This window comes from Nonomuraea sp. B19D2 (assembly GCF_040137845.1).
In the GTDB taxonomy this organism is placed as follows: domain Bacteria; phylum Actinomycetota; class Actinomycetes; order Streptosporangiales; family Streptosporangiaceae; genus Nonomuraea.
The window spans coordinates 25,275-39,640 of record NZ_JBEFAK010000069.1; the positions used below are offsets into that span (position 1 = coordinate 25,275).

General features: G+C 72.2%; 16 protein-coding genes and 1 pseudogene. 5 read left to right on the forward strand and 12 right to left on the reverse strand.

From position 1 onward, the window contains the following. The first annotated feature begins 128 nt into the window (after positions 1-128). Entirely contained in the window at positions 129-1,019 is an 891-nt protein-coding gene (locus ABN273_RS54460) for an MFS transporter (protein ID WP_349457639.1), read from the forward strand. Positions 1,020-1,308: 289 nt separating this feature from the next. Continuing rightward, positions 1,309-3,009, forward strand: a complete 1,701-nt coding sequence (locus ABN273_RS54465) for an ABC-F family ATP-binding cassette domain-containing protein (protein WP_349457640.1) — start codon at positions 1,309-1,311, stop codon at positions 3,007-3,009. Here the strand turns inward: ABN273_RS54465 and ABN273_RS60075 are convergent. The 7 genes and pseudogenes from ABN273_RS60075 to ABN273_RS54495 form a co-directional block, all read right to left on the reverse strand. After that, a pseudogene (locus ABN273_RS60075) lies at positions 2,966-3,312 on the reverse strand (DUF6010 family protein). The gene ABN273_RS54465 and the pseudogene ABN273_RS60075 sit on opposite strands and share 44 nt — an antisense overlap. A 93-nt stretch (positions 3,313-3,405) precedes the next feature. Then, positions 3,406-4,260, reverse strand: a complete 855-nt coding sequence (locus tag ABN273_RS54470; protein WP_349457641.1) for an MBL fold metallo-hydrolase — start codon at positions 4,258-4,260, stop codon at positions 3,406-3,408. Continuing rightward, on the reverse strand, positions 4,257-4,868 hold the full coding sequence (locus tag ABN273_RS54475) for a DUF3159 domain-containing protein (RefSeq protein ID WP_349457642.1): 612 nt from the start codon (positions 4,866-4,868) through the stop codon (positions 4,257-4,259). Before ABN273_RS54475 ends, ABN273_RS54470 begins: the two co-directional genes overlap by 4 nt. Further along, positions 4,861-5,340: a hypothetical protein gene (locus tag ABN273_RS54480; RefSeq protein ID WP_349457643.1), complete on the reverse strand. Its 480-nt coding sequence runs from the start codon at positions 5,338-5,340 to the stop codon at positions 4,861-4,863. The genes ABN273_RS54475 and ABN273_RS54480 overlap by 8 nt, the downstream gene beginning before the upstream one ends. Continuing rightward, positions 5,337-6,878, reverse strand: a complete 1,542-nt coding sequence (gene mhpA, locus ABN273_RS54485) for a bifunctional 3-(3-hydroxy-phenyl)propionate/3-hydroxycinnamic acid hydroxylase MhpA (RefSeq protein WP_349457644.1) — start codon at positions 6,876-6,878, stop codon at positions 5,337-5,339. Before mhpA ends, ABN273_RS54480 begins: the two co-directional genes overlap by 4 nt. Then, entirely contained in the window at positions 6,875-7,804 is a 930-nt protein-coding gene (locus tag ABN273_RS54490) for a fumarylacetoacetate hydrolase family protein (RefSeq protein ID WP_349457645.1), read from the reverse strand. The genes mhpA and ABN273_RS54490 overlap by 4 nt, the downstream gene beginning before the upstream one ends. Further along, entirely contained in the window at positions 7,801-8,928 is a 1,128-nt protein-coding gene (locus ABN273_RS54495) for a VOC family protein (protein WP_349457646.1), read from the reverse strand. The genes ABN273_RS54490 and ABN273_RS54495 overlap by 4 nt, the downstream gene beginning before the upstream one ends. An 85-nt stretch (positions 8,929-9,013) precedes the next feature. Here ABN273_RS54495 and ABN273_RS54500 point away from each other — a divergent pair, with 85 nt between their 5' ends. Continuing rightward, the gene (locus ABN273_RS54500) at positions 9,014-9,664 is read left to right on the forward strand and encodes a TetR/AcrR family transcriptional regulator (protein WP_349457655.1); all 651 of its coding nucleotides are present in this window, start codon (positions 9,014-9,016) and stop codon (positions 9,662-9,664) included. After that, positions 9,661-9,798 carry an AraC family transcriptional regulator gene (locus ABN273_RS54505; protein WP_349457647.1) on the forward strand — a complete coding sequence of 46 codons (138 nt, stop codon included), beginning with the start codon at positions 9,661-9,663 and terminating at the stop codon, positions 9,796-9,798. Before ABN273_RS54500 ends, ABN273_RS54505 begins: the two co-directional genes overlap by 4 nt. An 84-nt stretch (positions 9,799-9,882) precedes the next feature. Here ABN273_RS54505 and ABN273_RS54510 read toward each other — a convergent pair whose 3' ends face one another. The 5 genes from ABN273_RS54510 to ABN273_RS54530 form a co-directional block, all read right to left on the reverse strand. Continuing rightward, entirely contained in the window at positions 9,883-11,082 is a 1,200-nt protein-coding gene (locus tag ABN273_RS54510) for a cytochrome P450 (RefSeq protein WP_349457648.1), read from the reverse strand. Between the two features lie 73 nt (positions 11,083-11,155). Then, the gene (locus ABN273_RS54515; RefSeq protein ID WP_349457649.1) at positions 11,156-11,338 is read right to left on the reverse strand and encodes a hypothetical protein; all 183 of its coding nucleotides are present in this window, start codon (positions 11,336-11,338) and stop codon (positions 11,156-11,158) included. 13 nt (positions 11,339-11,351) lie between these two features. Continuing rightward, positions 11,352-11,480: a hypothetical protein gene (locus ABN273_RS54520; RefSeq protein ID WP_349457650.1), complete on the reverse strand. Its 129-nt coding sequence runs from the start codon at positions 11,478-11,480 to the stop codon at positions 11,352-11,354. After that, positions 11,477-11,959 (reverse strand): GbsR/MarR family transcriptional regulator, encoded by a 483-nt coding sequence (locus tag ABN273_RS54525; RefSeq protein WP_349457651.1) that lies wholly within the window; start codon positions 11,957-11,959, stop codon positions 11,477-11,479. The genes ABN273_RS54520 and ABN273_RS54525 overlap by 4 nt, the downstream gene beginning before the upstream one ends. A gap of 122 nt (positions 11,960-12,081) precedes the next feature. Continuing rightward, positions 12,082-13,089, reverse strand: coding sequence for a carboxymuconolactone decarboxylase family protein (locus ABN273_RS54530; protein ID WP_349457652.1), 1,008 nt, complete (start codon positions 13,087-13,089; stop codon positions 12,082-12,084). Between the two features lie 294 nt (positions 13,090-13,383). Here ABN273_RS54530 and ABN273_RS54535 point away from each other — a divergent pair, with 294 nt between their 5' ends. Continuing rightward, entirely contained in the window at positions 13,384-14,337 is a 954-nt protein-coding gene (locus ABN273_RS54535) for an alpha/beta hydrolase (protein ID WP_349457653.1), read from the forward strand. Positions 14,338-14,366 lie beyond the last annotated feature (29 nt).

Below are 14,366 nucleotides of genomic sequence, written 5' to 3' on the forward strand. Positions count from 1 at the left end.
CAGCTCGGCGCGGAGCCTGCTGTCGAGACCTGGGGCTTGCGGCTGTGCCACCGTCCGATCGGGCTGGCGGGGGGCTTCAGAGCCGTGGTGGGTGGGTCCGGTCCCGCAAGGCGCGCCGTGCCCTGCGAGTGGATGGGTTCGACGGCGTGACCGCCGCCTCGCCCTCGTGGCGTGAACTGCTGGGCCCGGAGCATGCCGGCGCGGCGATCGTGCTGGCCGCAGGGGTGCTGGCCGGTGCGGTCAACATCTATCTGGCGTCGAGCCTGCTGCCGACCGCGGTGGCCGACATCGGCGGCGCCGGCTTCTACGCGTGGAACATGACGATCTATCTCGTCGCGATGGTGATCGCGACGATGCTGGTCAGCGGCCTCCTGGCCCGTTGCGGGAACGTCGGCGCCTACCTGCTCGGCTTCACCGTGTTCCTGGTGGGCTCGCTGGCGTGCGCGGTGAGCCCGGCGATGCCGGTGCTGCTGGCCGGCCGCGCCGTTCAGGGGTTGGGAGCAGGGCTGCTGTCCGGGCTGGGCTTCGCCGCCGTCCGATCAGCCCTGCCGCGGCGGTTGTGGACGCGCGGCAACGCGCTGATGTCGGCGATGTACGGCGTCGGCAACTTCGTCGGCCCTGCGATCGGTGGGCTGTTCGCCCAGTTCGGCGGGTGGCGGCTGGCGTTCGTGACGATGGCGGTGATCGCGGCGGTGTGCGGCTTGCTCGTGCCCCGGGTGCTGCCGGGCGGCGAGCGCGGCGGAGCTCGGGCGCCGGTGCCGGTCGTGTCGTTGCTGCTGGGCACGGCGGCCACCGCTGCGGTGAGCGTGGCGGGGGTGCTGTCCGGCGCCGCGGCCATGGCGGCCGGCATCGCGGGGGGCCTGCTGCTGGTGGCCGGCTTCGTCGCTTATGAGCGGCGCAGTGAGCTGCGGGTCTTCCCGCGCACCACCTACCTGCCGGGTTCGCCGGGCGGGCTTCGGGTTCTGGGGTGGGACACGTCCGGGAGCGTAGACCGTTCGAGACGAGACGGTCCGTCTTGACAATCGCGGCAACGTGCTTGCAGAATCCATTGAAGCGAGACGGACCGTCTCGTCTCAACGGGAGCGAGGAGACCGTATGACGGCTGCCCGAGTGTGGTTCAGCACCGGTGCGTCGAGGGGTCCGGGCAGGGCCTTCGCCGGTGCGGCGCCGGCGACGGAGATGGCGCCGTCCGGGGGCGAGGTGACGATCGTGCAGCCGGACCTGTGCGCGCGGGGCACGAGATGCCACGCGAACGCCGAGCCGTGGCGTCCAGGATTTGTCCGCGCCGAACAGAGGAGGTAGGCCCTTATGCGTACTGCGGCCCAACTGGCACTTACCGAGATCACCAAGCGTTACGGCACCCGTGTCGTCCTGGACCGGGTGTCGCTCACCGTCAAGCCCGGCGAGCGGATCGGGGTGATCGGCGACAACGGGTCGGGCAAGTCCACGCTGCTCAGGCTCATGGCGGGCGTCGAGCGGCCGGACAACGGCGAGCTCGTGGTCGTCGCGCCCGGCGGCGTCGGATACCTGCCGCAGTCGCTCGCGCTGCCGCCGCACGCGACGGTGGCCGACGCCGTCGACCTGGCGCTGGCCGACCTGCGAGAGCTCGAAGCCCGGATGCGGGCGGCTGAACGGTCGTTCGGCGAGGCGGGCATGGACGCCGGCGGGGGAGTGGAGGCTTGCGCGGGGCTGGATGTCTACGCGCAGCTGGTGGCGGAGTTCGAGGCGCGGGGCGGCTACGAGGCGGACGCTTGTGTGGAGGTCGCACTGCACGGGCTCGGGCTGCCCGGGCTGGAGCGGAGCCGCCCGCTGGGCACGTTGTCCGGTGGCGAACGCTCCAGGCTCGCCCTGGCCGCCACGCTGGCGTCGGCTCCCGAACTGCTGCTGCTCGACGAGCCGACCAACGACCTGGACGACAAGGCGGTGGCCTGGCTCGAACAGCGCCTGCGCGCCCACCGGGGCACGGTCGTGGCGATCACGCACGACCGGGTGTTCCTGGAGCGGGTGACCACCGCCATCGTGGAGGTCTGCGACGGGCAGGTGCGCCGCTACGGCGACGGGTACGCCGGATACCTCGCGGCCAAGGCCGCCGAACGCGCCGCACAGGCGCGGGCCCACGAGGATTGGAAGGCGGAGCTGGACCGGCATGCCACGCTGGTGGCGGCCAACGCGGGGCGGCTGGCCGGCATTCCGCGCAAGGTGGCCAAGGCGGGCATGGGCACCGGGGCCTGGCGGGCGCGCTCGCGTACGCACGGGGCCGCGGGGCGCATCCGGCAGTCCCAGCAGCGGCTGCGGTGGCTCACCGACCACCCGGCGCCGCCGCCGCCCGAACCGCTACGTTTCACCGCCGCCCTCGCCACCGCGGGCGCCGGCACCGGGGCCGAGGTGGCCGCGCTCGACGCCGTGGTGGTGGCGGGGCGGCTCCGCCTTGACTCCCTCTCCGTCTACGCCGGCGAGCGGCTGCTCGTCACCGGCCCGAACGGAGCGGGCAAGACCACGCTCATGCGGATGCTCGCCGGGGAACTGCTGCCGGACGCGGGCGAGGTACGGCGGGCCGGCCGGGTCGGGTTCTTCCGGCAGGGCGAGCCGGACGCCGGCGACATGCTGCTGGCCGGCCGGGCAGAGCTCCTTCGGGAGGGCGGGCCGGCTGCGGCGGCGGATCTGACCGTGCTGCGGGCCTACGCGCACGGGCGTCCAGGGAGCCTGGACGAGCACGCGGACGCGCTGCTCGCGCTGGGGCTGTTCCGGCCGTCCGACCTGGGGCTGCGCCTGAGGGAGCTCTCCTATGGGCAGCGGCGCCGGATCGAGCTGGCGCGGCTGGTGAGCGAACCCGTGGACCTGCTCCTGCTCGACGAGCCGACCAACCACCTGTCGCCGATGCTCGTGGAGCAACTGGAGGAGGCGCTGGCCTCGTACGGGGGCGCGCTGGTGATCGTGACGCACGATCGGCGCCTGCGAGCCGCGTTCACCGGCTCCCGCCTGGAACTGGACGCAGGCGTGGCGACATAGCCGGTCGGGCGAACGGGAGGATGGGACTTCCCTTGAGGTGGTGCACGACGTCCCAGGCGGTGTGGAGCAGCCAGCCGATGCCGAGCCCGCACCGCCGACCAGCACGGCGTTGACCTGGCGTCGATGCGGCTCGGGGATCAGGGACAGGAGGGAGACGCAGATCAGCCCGATGACGATGTTCCCGACGGGCCGCTGCAGCTGCGTGGCGCACCCATGCGTCACACTCATGAGCGCGCCATCCGCGACACCGACATGGCCGCTCGCCTGTGGCAGCCGCCCGAACGCCTTACCGGCGTCACCCATGAGCTGTGCGCCGCCACAGGTCCGCGCCTGCCCCGCGTACGACGGACGTGGTTGTGACCACGCCTGGACGTTCGACGCGCGGCGAAAGCCCGATCAGTCGATGGTCGCCGTCATGAGGTCGCGGCCCACGGTGAGAGGGCCCTCGTAGCCGCCCAGGCGTACGTCGTTCGCGAAGTCCCGCTCGCCTGCCTCATCGTCCGGGGCTGGGATCAGGTGGGTGAGCATCAGGTGCTTGACGTCAGCGCGCTTGGCCAGACCGCCCAGCGCAACCGTGTCGGCGTGATAGGAGAAGATCTTCTCGAATGGGGTGCCGGCGACGGCGGCGTGCAGCGCGGTGGTCCGGCACGCCTCGTGGACCAGCACGTCCGCGTTCCGGCTGAGCTCTTCCACCTCGTCGCACACGCGTGTGTCACCCGAGATCACCACCGTGCCGTCGGGCGTGCGGACGCGGTAGGCCACCGCGTCGGGCACCGGTTCGTGGTGAACGGCGACCGCCTCCACGGTGACCCCGTCTCGGCTCCAGATCTCCCGGGGCCGGGACCCGCAGGCGAACCTGTGCAGCCGGGGCTCGGGCGGGGCCTCCTGCACGTGTTCCATGCGCAGCGCGATGTCGCTCGCGTACGGGTCCAGCATCCGCTCGGCGAACCCGGCGGCCACACCCTCGGGGAGGTGGAGTTCGAGCGGGCCCGTCTTCCACACGTGGTCCTGGATCCAGCGCCCCATCACCACGTCCGGCAGCCCGATCACGTGGTCGCTGTGCACGTGGGTGACGAACACCGCGGTCAGCTCGTGCAGGCCGACGCCCGCCTCGGTCAGGCGGAGCACGGTGCCGCGGCCGGCGTCGAACTGCAGGGCGGTCGCGCCGTGGCGGATCAGGACGCCCGCGCCCGCGCGGCCGGGCGCGGGGATCGGCACGCCGGTGCCGGTCAGGGTGACGGTGGTGGTCAAGAGTGGACTCCTTCGCAGGGGCAGGGACGGTTGGTCATGCGCCGGTAGACGACCCACATCAGGACCGCCAGCAGCACGTGGACCGGCACCTCGACCAGGAGCTTGAAAGCCCCCATGGCCAGGGCCCGGTCGGCGAGGTAGAGCCGCGCCTGGTTGGCGACGAGGGCGCCTTCGGCCACGACCCAGAGCAGGTTCGCGACGCTGTAGGCGCGCAGCCGGGACGGGCAGCGCCTCCAGGCGAGACCCTTGCCGGTGAGCACGCCGGCGGCCAGGCCGACCGGCGGCCATCGCAGCAGCAACATGATGGGGGTCGCCGCGACGACTGCGGCGCGCAGCAGCAGCACGGGCAGGAAGAAGTTCGTGGCCTCGCCCGACAGGACGGTGACGGCGGCGGCTCCGGCGGTCAGCGATAACCCGCCCACCGCCGGCCAGACGCTGCGGGCCTGGCGGAGACGGTGGACCGCCACCAGCGCGGCCACGCACAGACCGGCCGCCAGCGCCGGCGGCAGCCGGCTCGTCGTCGCGTAGAGCAGCGTGAACCCCAGCACGGGGGCCGCGGTTTCGGCGACGTGCAGCCCGACGCGGCGCAGGGCGGCGAGGTCACTCATGGGCGCCCCGCACGGTGTGGGTGAAGGTGTGGCGACGCAGCTCCGCCACCAGGGCGCCGACGTCGCCGGTCACGGTGATCTCGGCGTGCGGGACGCCGTCGCGGGTGCTCGTCTCGACCGTGCCCGCGATCCCGGCCCGGTCGAGCAGCGCGAGCACCACCCGTCGGACAGCGTCCTCACGCAGGCGGGGTTTGAAGATCTTGCCGACGGCGGTGAGCGGGAGCGACTCGACGACGTACACGGCCTTCGGCACGGCGTGGGCGTCCGGCCGCCCGACGGCGGCGGCGGCCGTGACGCCGGGATGGGTGAGGAGCGCCTCCTCCACCGGTACCGGGCCGATGTTGTGCCCGCCCCTGATGATGCGGTCCTTGGCCCGCCCGGCGAGGTAGACGTAGCCGTCGGCGTCCACGTGGGGCAGGGCCTCCACGGCGGCCAGGTCCTCGAGTTCGAGGACCAGGGGTCTGTCGATCATGCGGTGGCGTTCCTCTCGAGTGCGGTACGGGACGGCGGCAGCAGCGGGAGCCAGGCGGCGGTATCTCTGGCTATCGCGGCGGTGCCCTTGGCGAGCGGCGCGGCGGCCAGCACCACCCTGTCGGGGCGCAGCAGCACGGCCACGGCCCTCGCGTCGAGCAGCCAGCGGGCCAGGGTTCCGTCGTCGATCGGGGCCGCGCGCAGGTCGAAGACGCGGGCGCGCAGGCGGCGCGCCAGAGCGGCCAGCAGCGGGTCGAGCGGGACGAGGGTCAGGACGGCGAATGAGTCGCCGAGCACGTCGTCCAGGCGCTGCCGCCGGCCGTTCACCGTCACCCAGGGTTGCGGGGGCAGGGTCCCGGCCAGATCGCCCCACGGACGCCGGGGTCGTACGAGCGTGCCGCGGCGCAGCCGGGGCGACCTGCTGTGCGCGGCGGCGGGCAGGCGCTCGGCCTGGGCGAGCAGCAGGCGGCCCGTCTTCGGCGGGCCCGTCATGAGGCGGCCGACGGCGATCGCCAATCGGATCATGTGGGTGACGTGCGGCGCGCGCTCGGTCTGGTAGGTGTCCAGCAGGCGTTCGTGGCCTCCTTCCGAGAGCACGAGCGCCAGCTTCCACGCCAGGTTGGCCGCGTCCCGCAGCCCGGCCCCCATGCCCTGGCCGATGAACGGCGGCGTCAAGTGCGCGGCGTCGCCGAGCAGGAACACCCGTCCCCGCCGCCATCGGTCGGCCACCTGGGCGCGGAAGGTGTAGACGGCCTGCCGCAGCACGTGCAGCTCCTCCTCGGGCACCCCTCGCGTCCAGGGCGAGAGCAGCCGCGTCAGCGCCTCGCGGCCGACGACCTCGCCCGGACCGACCCGGAACTCCCACCGGTAGCGTTCGGGACCGATCCGCATGAAGGTGGCCGGGCGGTCGGGATCGCATACCTGGTGGACGCCGTCCCACACGTCGAGCGGCTTCGCGCAGCGCACGTCCACCACGAGCCAGCGCTCGGCGGAGCTCAGGTCCCGCATCCGTGCGCCCACGTGGCGCCGGGTGAGGCTGTTGGCGCCGTCGCAGCCGAGCAGCGCGTGGGCTCGCACCTCCTCCTGCCGCCCGCTCGTCACGTCGCGCAGCCGGACCCGCACGGGGCCGTGCCCGTCCTGTTCGATGCCCACCACTTCGGTGCCGGGCCGCAGCTCGGCCTCCGGATGCCGGGCGAGGTTGGCACGGAGCAGCGCTTCGAGCTCCGGCTGGTCGAACATGTTGGCCTGCGGCCAGCCGGAGTGTCCCGCGCCGGCGTCGCGGCGGAACTCGGCCATCGTGCGCAGCTCTCCATCCAGCAGCCGCATGCCGGGCGCCGGGCGGCTGATCAGGGCGAACTCCTCCGCGACGCCGGCCGCCTGCAGGATGCGCATCACCTCGTCGTCCAGGTGGACCGCGCGGGGTAGCGGGTAGACGCCGGGGTGCGGGTCCACGACCAGGCTGCGTACGCCGTGCCTGGCCAGCAGGGTGGCCGCCGTCACTCCGGTCGGGCCCGCGCCCGCCACGAGCACGGGGATCATGCGTACTCCACCCGCGTACGTTGCCGGCCAAGGTCGATGGCGCGGTCGCCGGTCGCGATGCGCGCCGTCACGACGTCGCCGTGCCGCAGGTAGGCCGGGACCCTCGCCTGCCGCTCGAAGAAGATCTTCCACTTCAGCGGTGGCGGCAGCAGGGAGCCGAGCAGCTCCACCGGCTTCGGCGGGGCCTTCAGCGCGGTCCCGCCAGGAGTGCCGGTCAGCAGCACGTCGCCAGGAGCCATTTCCTGGAAGCGGGCCAGCGCCGTCAGTGCCGCCGCCGGGCCGGCGATCATATCGGCCACCGTGCGGTCCTGCCGCAACACCTGGTTGACCGACAGCTGCAGCCGCAGGTCCACCAGCCGCGCGAACTCCTCCGGCGTCAGCAGCACCAGCCGCGGTCCCAGCGGCGTGAACGTCGGATAGGACTTGCTCTCGTAGAACTGCGTCTTCGACAGCTGCACGTCCCTGGCCGACACGTCGTCGGCCACCACCAGCCCGGCCACGTAGGCGGGCAGGTCGGCGTGGGACACGGTCACGCCGAGCGGCAGGGGCGCACCCATGACCAGGCCGAGCTCGATCTCGTAGTCCAGCAGCCGTACGTGCGGCGGCTTCACGATCGCGTCGTACGGCCCGCACACCGATCCGGACGCCTTACGGAAGAACGTGATCGGCACCTTGTCCGGGTCGAAGCCCGAATCGCTGGCGTGGGACCGGTAGTTCACCATCTGGCACACCACCCGGCACGGCGTGGTCACCGGCGACAGCAGCTCCAGCTCCTCCACCGGCACCCCTTCCGAAGCCGCGTTCTTCACCGCCTCCCGGTCGGCCAGCAGTTCGGCCGTGGTCTGTGCGGCCGTGTCCACGGGGTGGGCCAGCCCGTCGCGCTCGACCCACCAGCGGCCGTCGGTTCGCAGTACGTTGACGCTCACGCTCTCATCGCCTTCATCAGTCCCAGCAGGCGCGGGACGTCGATCTCGTTGTCCTCGCGCAACGCCGTCACGACGCTGCGCAGCAGGGCGGGGGACGGGTTGGTGCCGAGGAAGTCTCGGGTGACCGGCGGGCCCCACTGCGCCAGGCCCGAGGCCGACATGGGCGCCCAGCCCGGCTCCACCGTGCAGTCGAACAGGTCCCCGTCCGCGAAGTGCTCCACCATCAGCCGGTCGGGATCGCGCCAGTAGTCGAAGATCTGGCTGCCCTGGATGTGCCGGCCGATCCCCCACACGCGCCGGTAGCCCCGCGCCGCCAGGTACTCGCCGCCCGCCGCCACCGCGTCCATGTCGGCCACCTGGTACGCCGAATGGACATAGCCCACCCCGGGCCCCAGATGCATGGCCAGCGTGTGGTGGTCGGCCGGCTCCCCGCCCCTGTCGCACCTGATGAACGCCATGGTCGGGCCCCGGTCGCGCTGGCCGTCCAGGAACAGGAAGTCGCTGACGATCATGCCGAGCGTGTCCAGGTACCAATCGAGCGCCCGCTCGAACCACCGCGTTTCCAGCACCACATGCCCGAGCCGTCGCACCCGGGCCGGTTCGGGCGCGGGCCGCTGCACGGCGTTGATCCTCGCCGGGTACGGGCCGGTGTTCATCGTCAGGACCGGCTGCTCGGGAAGGGCAGGCAGCTCGGCCGTCCCGTACACCACCCGTACCGGGATGCCGCTCGGGTCGCGCAGGTCCACCACCCGGACGCCGCCTCCGCCGTCGAACTCGTCGGCCAGCACGCGCACCTCCGCGCCGGTCGCGCGGGCCAGCCGCGTCAGGTCCTCGGCCGCGGCCGCCTGGAACGCCGGTCCCACGAAGCGTGATCGCGGGCCTCGCCTGATGACCACGCACTGCCGGCCGGGCAGGGTGCCGCGCAGGTAGAGGGCGTCCGGTGTACGGGCCGCCACGGCGAAACCGAAGTCCCGGGCGAACGACTCGGCCCTGTGCAGGTTCGTCTTCTCGAACTCAAGCCAGGCCAGATCCCTGACCTTGATCACCGGGTCGCGCGACCTGCCGGGGTGCTCGCCCCGCAGCGGCCCGCGTTCGCTGTGCAGATTCGCGTGCGCACTCTCCATCACCACCTCCTGATCTGATTGTCACTACTGATGAAATCATCAGAAATGAGGGGAGGCTCTGTCAAGCGCTATGATGTGCGACGTGATGGCGGAAGCCCCGAAACCCACGTCCCGGCTGGAGCGCCGCAAGACCCGCACCCGTCAGGCGCTCATCGACGCCGCCCGCACCTTCCTGGCCAGGCAGGGCATGGCCGAGGTCAGCATTCAGGAGCTCACCGAGGCGGCCGACGTGGGGTTCGGCTCGTTCTACAACCATTTCGGCAGCAAGGACGAGTTGTTCCACGCCGCCATCGCCGATGTGCTCGAAGAACACGGGCAACTGCTCGACGAGCTCACCGCCGACATCGAGGACCCGGCCGAGGTCTTCGCCGCCTCCGTCCGGCTCACCGGACGGCTGGTCGACACCCATCCCCAGATCGCCCGCGTCCTCACCCGCACCGGGCTGCCGTACCTCGACTCCGACAAGGGCCTGGCGCCCCGCGCGCTGCGCGACATCCGCCGCGCCATGGACGCCGGACGTTTCCGGCTCGGCAACCCGTACGTGGCGCTGGCCGGGGCAGGGGGATCCCTGCTCGGGTTCCTGCAACTCTGGCTCGAACACCCCGACCTGGTGGACGAGGGCTCAGCGGACGAACTGGCCGAGCAGTTGCTGCGCATGTACGGCATGAGCCACCAAGAAGCCCACACCATCGCCCACCGCCCGCTGCCCGCCAGGCCTCCGCGCGGTGACGTTTGAGCCGTCGACGCCGGAAACGCATCGCCGCGCAGGCCGGTTTCGGCTCGGCCACCGCGTTCCGGGAGCGGTTCAAGCGCGTCGTCGGCGTCACGCCGCAGTCCTACCGCTCCTCCTTCCGGACGAACGCCCCCTGAGATTTCACCGGCGCTCAGCCGGAACGGCGCCCCCGGCCTCGCCGGTGAGGGCGCCGTTCCCGGCGTGGCCGGGTGCTTCGGGCGTCAGATCAGCGGAAGGCGGCGTACTCCTGTCATGGTCGGCGTGGGCATGAAGTCCACGGGGTGGTCCGGGTCGGTGCGCAGGGGGTTGAACCGGTCGAGCAGGATGTTCAGGGCGACGCGTCCCTCCAGGCGGGCCAGCGGGGCGCCCAGGCAGAAGTGGATGCCGCGGCCGAAGGCGAGATGCGGGTTGGGGTCGCGGCCGGGGTCGAACACGTCGGGGTCGGGGAACTGCCGGGGGTCCCTGTTGGCTTGCCCGAGCCAGGCCATGAGCAGTTGATCGGCCGGGATCGTCACGCCGCCGAGTTCGACTTCGCGGGTGGTGGCGCGGCCGACGGCGGCGAACGGGGTGAAGAAGCGCAGGGACTCCTCGATGACCTCCGGGATGGAGGCGCGGTCGGCCCGTACCTTGTCCTGTTGCTCGGGGAAGGCGTCCAGGCACAGCACCGTGTTGCCGAGCAGCATCGTCGTGGTGATGTGGCCGGCGAGCAGCAGCACGATCGCGAAGTTGACCACCTGGTCGTCGGGCAGGCGTTCGCCGTCCACCTCGGCCTCGACCAGCCTGGTGAGCAGGTCGGCGCGTGGTTGCCGTTTGCGTTCCGCGGCGTGGGCGGCGAGGTAGCCGGACATCTCCTTCCACGGTTTCAGCGTGGCCTGCAGCTCGATGCTCTGTTCTTCGGCGGGCTCGGCGAGTGAGACCTTGGCGTCGCGCTGGAACAGCGCATCGGCCCACTGTTTGAACAGGGCGCGATCGCTGCTGGGCACGCCCAGCAGTTCGGCGATGACGATGACCGGGAGGGGATAGGCCAGATCGGTCACCAGCTCCAGCCGGCCGCGATCTTGTGCTGCGTCGAGCAGTTCGTGGGTGAGGGCGGCGATCCTCGGCTCGAGATCCGCGACGACCTTGCGGGTGAAGGCGCTGCTGACCAGCTTGCGCAGCTTGCCGTGCTCCGGCGGGTCGATCTGGGTGATGAAGCCGTCCAGCGAGAAGTCCTCCTTGGGCGGTTTCATGCCCTCGGGGACCACGCGCATGGTGTCGGAGGAGAACGTCGTGGGATCGCCGAGGATCTCGTGCAGTTCGGGGTAGCCGTAGACGTTCCACATCCCGGCGCGGGCGTCGTACTCGACCGGCGGGCCCGATCGCGGTCCGTGCAGCCAGAAGTGCTGTTCGGGGATGTTGTACCGCTTGACGATGTCGGTCATCGTCGCTCCCTTGGTCGTGGGCCTGTTGTCGTTGTACGTGAGGCGTTGAGCGAAGGGCGGGATCCGGGCGGATTTAGAACGTGAACCGGTAGTCCACGGACGTGTTCCGCAGTCCCGGTGCGGCGTTCATGAGCCGGTAGAGGACGCGGTAGAGCCGTACCGGGATCTTGCGGTGGTGCGTGGTGAAGGGGGCCTGCTCGGCGCAGGTGAGGCGGGGTTCCAGCGCTCGACGTTCCGGCCGTCGCGCGCAGTCCATCGGAACAGCTTGATCATCCGGACCACCCGAGGATCGGCTTCGGTGATCGGCTCTCCCACGCCCGCAGGTAGAGGGTGCCCAGAAGCGTCCAGGTCACTCCTTCGTCGGTGATGTCGCTGAAGTCCACCTTTCCCGCGTTCATCCGCCGCCCCCGTCATCGTCTGCCGGCTTCTCGCGATAGTCCTGCCAGCGCTGGAGGAACCTGTCCCCGTCGAGTGCGGTGAAGGCGAAGAACTCCCTGGTGTCCTCCAGCCGCGCCCGCTGCTCGGGCCGGTCGTCGCCGACGACCGACAGCCCGAAGTCCAACGTCTCGATGGCCGGCTGGAGGGCGGCCAGCTGGACCCGCATCACCTGCTCCCATCCGCCGTGGATCACCTGGTAATGGTGCTCGCGGCGCGACGTGGGGACACGCTCGATCATCGATGCCGCCTCCAGCTGCCTGGCGATGGTGCTGATCGCGGTCTTGCTCACGCCGAGCTGGGCCGCCAGCTCGGCGAGGGACTGGTGCGGCGGGTCGCAGATCAGCAGCCACGCATACAGCCGGCCCATCGTCCGTGTCCCGCCGAACCGCTCCATGACCAGCCCCATCCGGTCGACGAACTGTCTCTCCCGGGGATCCATCTATGCCAACTCCGACAGCATCGTAAAGTACGTACTTTACGAAGCGTACGTCTGCTCCGAGCCTCGAGCAATGCTCGGTGCAAGCGGTCTTGCCGGCACCCGGTGACGGGCGGGGGAGTGGGTCAGGTGGTGAGGTCGGCTTCGATGTGGGTGACGGCGGTCATGGCGCCGTAGGCGAGCAGGTAGACGGTGCAGTGGTCGCTGAGGCGCCGGTCGGTGGCGCGCCAGGTGGTGACGTGCTCGTCGGTGATGGACTCGGGCGCCAGGCCGGCGAGGATCGCGATGCGCGCTCCCGTACGTTCGTCCTGCGAGAGGCCTGAGAGAGACCGCTCCAGCCAGTCGCCGGCGGGCAGGCGGCGGCCCCGGTGCTCGGCGATCACCCCCGCGACCACACTCGCGGCCGCGGGGGTGAGCAGGCCGCTGCCCTGCGCGGCGGTGGCGGCGAGTGCGGCGTACGCGGTGCCGATCGGGCCTCCGGCCGCCCACGCCGGGGGTTCGGCGGTGGGCAGGCCGTCGAGCAGGGGGAGGGTGGCGCCGGGGCGCAGGTCCTGGTCGAGGGGGCGCAGGACGGGCGCGCCGTCGAACGGTGGTTCGTCGCCGGGGTCCAGGGTGCCCGGGGTCAGCCCGGCGGGCAGCATGGCGGCGGCCACGCGGTCGACGAAGTGCGTGAACAGGACCGTGCCGAGGTGTTCCGCGGCCGCCTCGCCGGAGAACGGCGGCTTCAGCGGTTCTCGTGCGGCGACACCGGTGGAGGCGGCCCAGTCCAGCAGCGCCGCCAGGCCGGAGTCGGACGGCGCCTCGCCCCGCCTGATGGTGTCGGCCAGCTGCGGCTGCCCGAGCAGCCGCAGCATCGACAGGAACGCCTCGATGTCGTAGTCGAGCCCGTTGGCCTGGGCCGCGCCCAACGCGACGACGGCTTTCTCCAGCGCCGGGACGTCGCCGGCCAGCTGTGCCTCGCGCATCAGCGACCAACCGGCGGCCATGAGCTCGGGGGCGGGCGACATCATCATCACGGCCGGGCCGATGCTGCTGAACTCGGCGTTGACCTGCGCGTACACCTCTGCCAGCGGGCCTCGGGCGCGGTGCGGGGGGACGGGCGTGATGTGGCGGATGAGGGCGGCGGACGACATGAGGCGGTGCCTTTCTGTGGGGGTGACGGTGGGTCTCGATCGTCGCCGTGCGGGAGTGGTGGTGTCGTCGTCCCGTCGACGGGTCTGCGCGATACTCCCCGGGGGGTATCGCGCCGTGCGGGTACGGCGGGCGGAGTAGGGGGCGGCGGCGATGCCGGTGTCGGACCGGCCACCGGCGAGTGGAGCTCACTCGGCATCGGACCACGGTTGTACGACCGTGGTATCCCGGCGCTCCCGCGAATGGGGACGGTGGTCCGATGTGGCGCGGGCACCGCCTGCGGCACCGTCGATCGGGTGATCGACGTCAAAGCGCCCCGTCTGCGCCGCGCCCTGCTCGCCGCGTTCGTCTCCGTATCGGTGGCGGCGCCGGTGACGGGTGCGGCACGCCCCGCCGCGGTCCCCGCGCCCGTCCCCGCCTCTCTCGCGCCGCTGCGGGTCGCGACGCCCGAGGCCCTGGCCGCGCGGTACGCCGCGAGCCGGGACGCCATCCGGGCCGCCCGGCGGATGGCCGCGGACCACGGTGACCTGCGGCGGGCCGCGATGCTGCGCGCCATGACCGATCCCGGACGCCGGTTCCTGTCCTTCGACGGCCGGGACGGCGGCCGTGCCGTCGAGGTCTTCGGCGATCTCCCGGCGGCAGAGCGGATCGTGGTGCTGGTCCCCGGCAGCGACACCAGCCTCGACAAGTACGGGCTCCTGCGCGGCGGCGCGCTGAGGCTGTGGCAGGCGCTCGGCGACCGGTCCGCGGTCGTCGCCTGGCTCGGCTACCGCACGCCCACCCTGACGGGCCTGGCGGTGCTGACGTCCGGCCGCGCCGAGGAGGGCGCCCCGGCGTTGCGCGCGTTCGTACGGGAGCTGGTCGCGGCCAAACCCGCCGCCCGCGTCTCCCTGCTGTGCCACTCCTACGGCAGCGTGGTCTGCGGCCTGGCCGCGCCCGGGCTGGACGTCGAGCGGCTCATCCTGATCGCCAGCCCCGGCGTCCCCGTCGAGCACGCCGCCGACCTGCGTACGCGAGCGGCCGTCTGGGCCGGCCGGGCAGGCGGCGACTGGATCGCCCATGTGCCGCACATCCGGCTCGCCGCCCTCGGGTTCGGCGCCGACCCGGTCTCGCCGGGCTTCGGCGCCCGCGTCTTCGCGGCAGGCGACGGCGGGCACAGCGACTACCTGAAAGCCGGCTCACTGCCGCTGGCGAACATCGCCCGGATCGTGTCAGGACAGGATCCCGTCGAGGCCCGCAGTGCTGCGTGAGCTCGCTCGCCGCATCGACACGGCGACCC

Excerpts from the sequence above, each read along its gene's own strand:
- ABN273_RS54520 (WP_349457650.1), bottom strand. The coding sequence starts at position 11,480 with ATGAACGCGGGAAAGGTGGACTTCAGCGACATCACCGACGAAGGAGTG.
- ABN273_RS54475 (WP_349457642.1), bottom strand. The coding sequence starts at position 4,868 with ATGAGTGACCTCGCCGCCCTGCGCCGCGTCGGGCTGCACGTCGCCGAA.
- ABN273_RS54525 (WP_349457651.1), bottom strand. The coding sequence starts at position 11,959 with ATGGATCCCCGGGAGAGACAGTTCGTCGACCGGATGGGGCTGGTCATG.
- ABN273_RS54495 (WP_349457646.1), bottom strand. The coding sequence starts at position 8,928 with ATGGAGAGTGCGCACGCGAATCTGCACAGCGAACGCGGGCCGCTGCGG.
- ABN273_RS54510 (WP_349457648.1), bottom strand. The coding sequence starts at position 11,082 with ATGACCGACATCGTCAAGCGGTACAACATCCCCGAACAGCACTTCTGG.
- ABN273_RS54530 (WP_349457652.1), bottom strand. The coding sequence starts at position 13,089 with ATGTCGTCCGCCGCCCTCATCCGCCACATCACGCCCGTCCCCCCGCAC.
- ABN273_RS54480 (WP_349457643.1), bottom strand. The coding sequence starts at position 5,340 with ATGATCGACAGACCCCTGGTCCTCGAACTCGAGGACCTGGCCGCCGTG.
- ABN273_RS54500 (WP_349457655.1), top strand. The coding sequence starts at position 9,014 with ATGGCGGAAGCCCCGAAACCCACGTCCCGGCTGGAGCGCCGCAAGACC.
- ABN273_RS54515 (WP_349457649.1), bottom strand. The coding sequence starts at position 11,338 with ATGGACTGCGCGCGACGGCCGGAACGTCGAGCGCTGGAACCCCGCCTC.
- mhpA (WP_349457644.1), bottom strand. The coding sequence starts at position 6,878 with ATGATCCCCGTGCTCGTGGCGGGCGCGGGCCCGACCGGAGTGACGGCG.
- ABN273_RS54465 (WP_349457640.1), top strand. The coding sequence starts at position 1,309 with ATGCGTACTGCGGCCCAACTGGCACTTACCGAGATCACCAAGCGTTAC.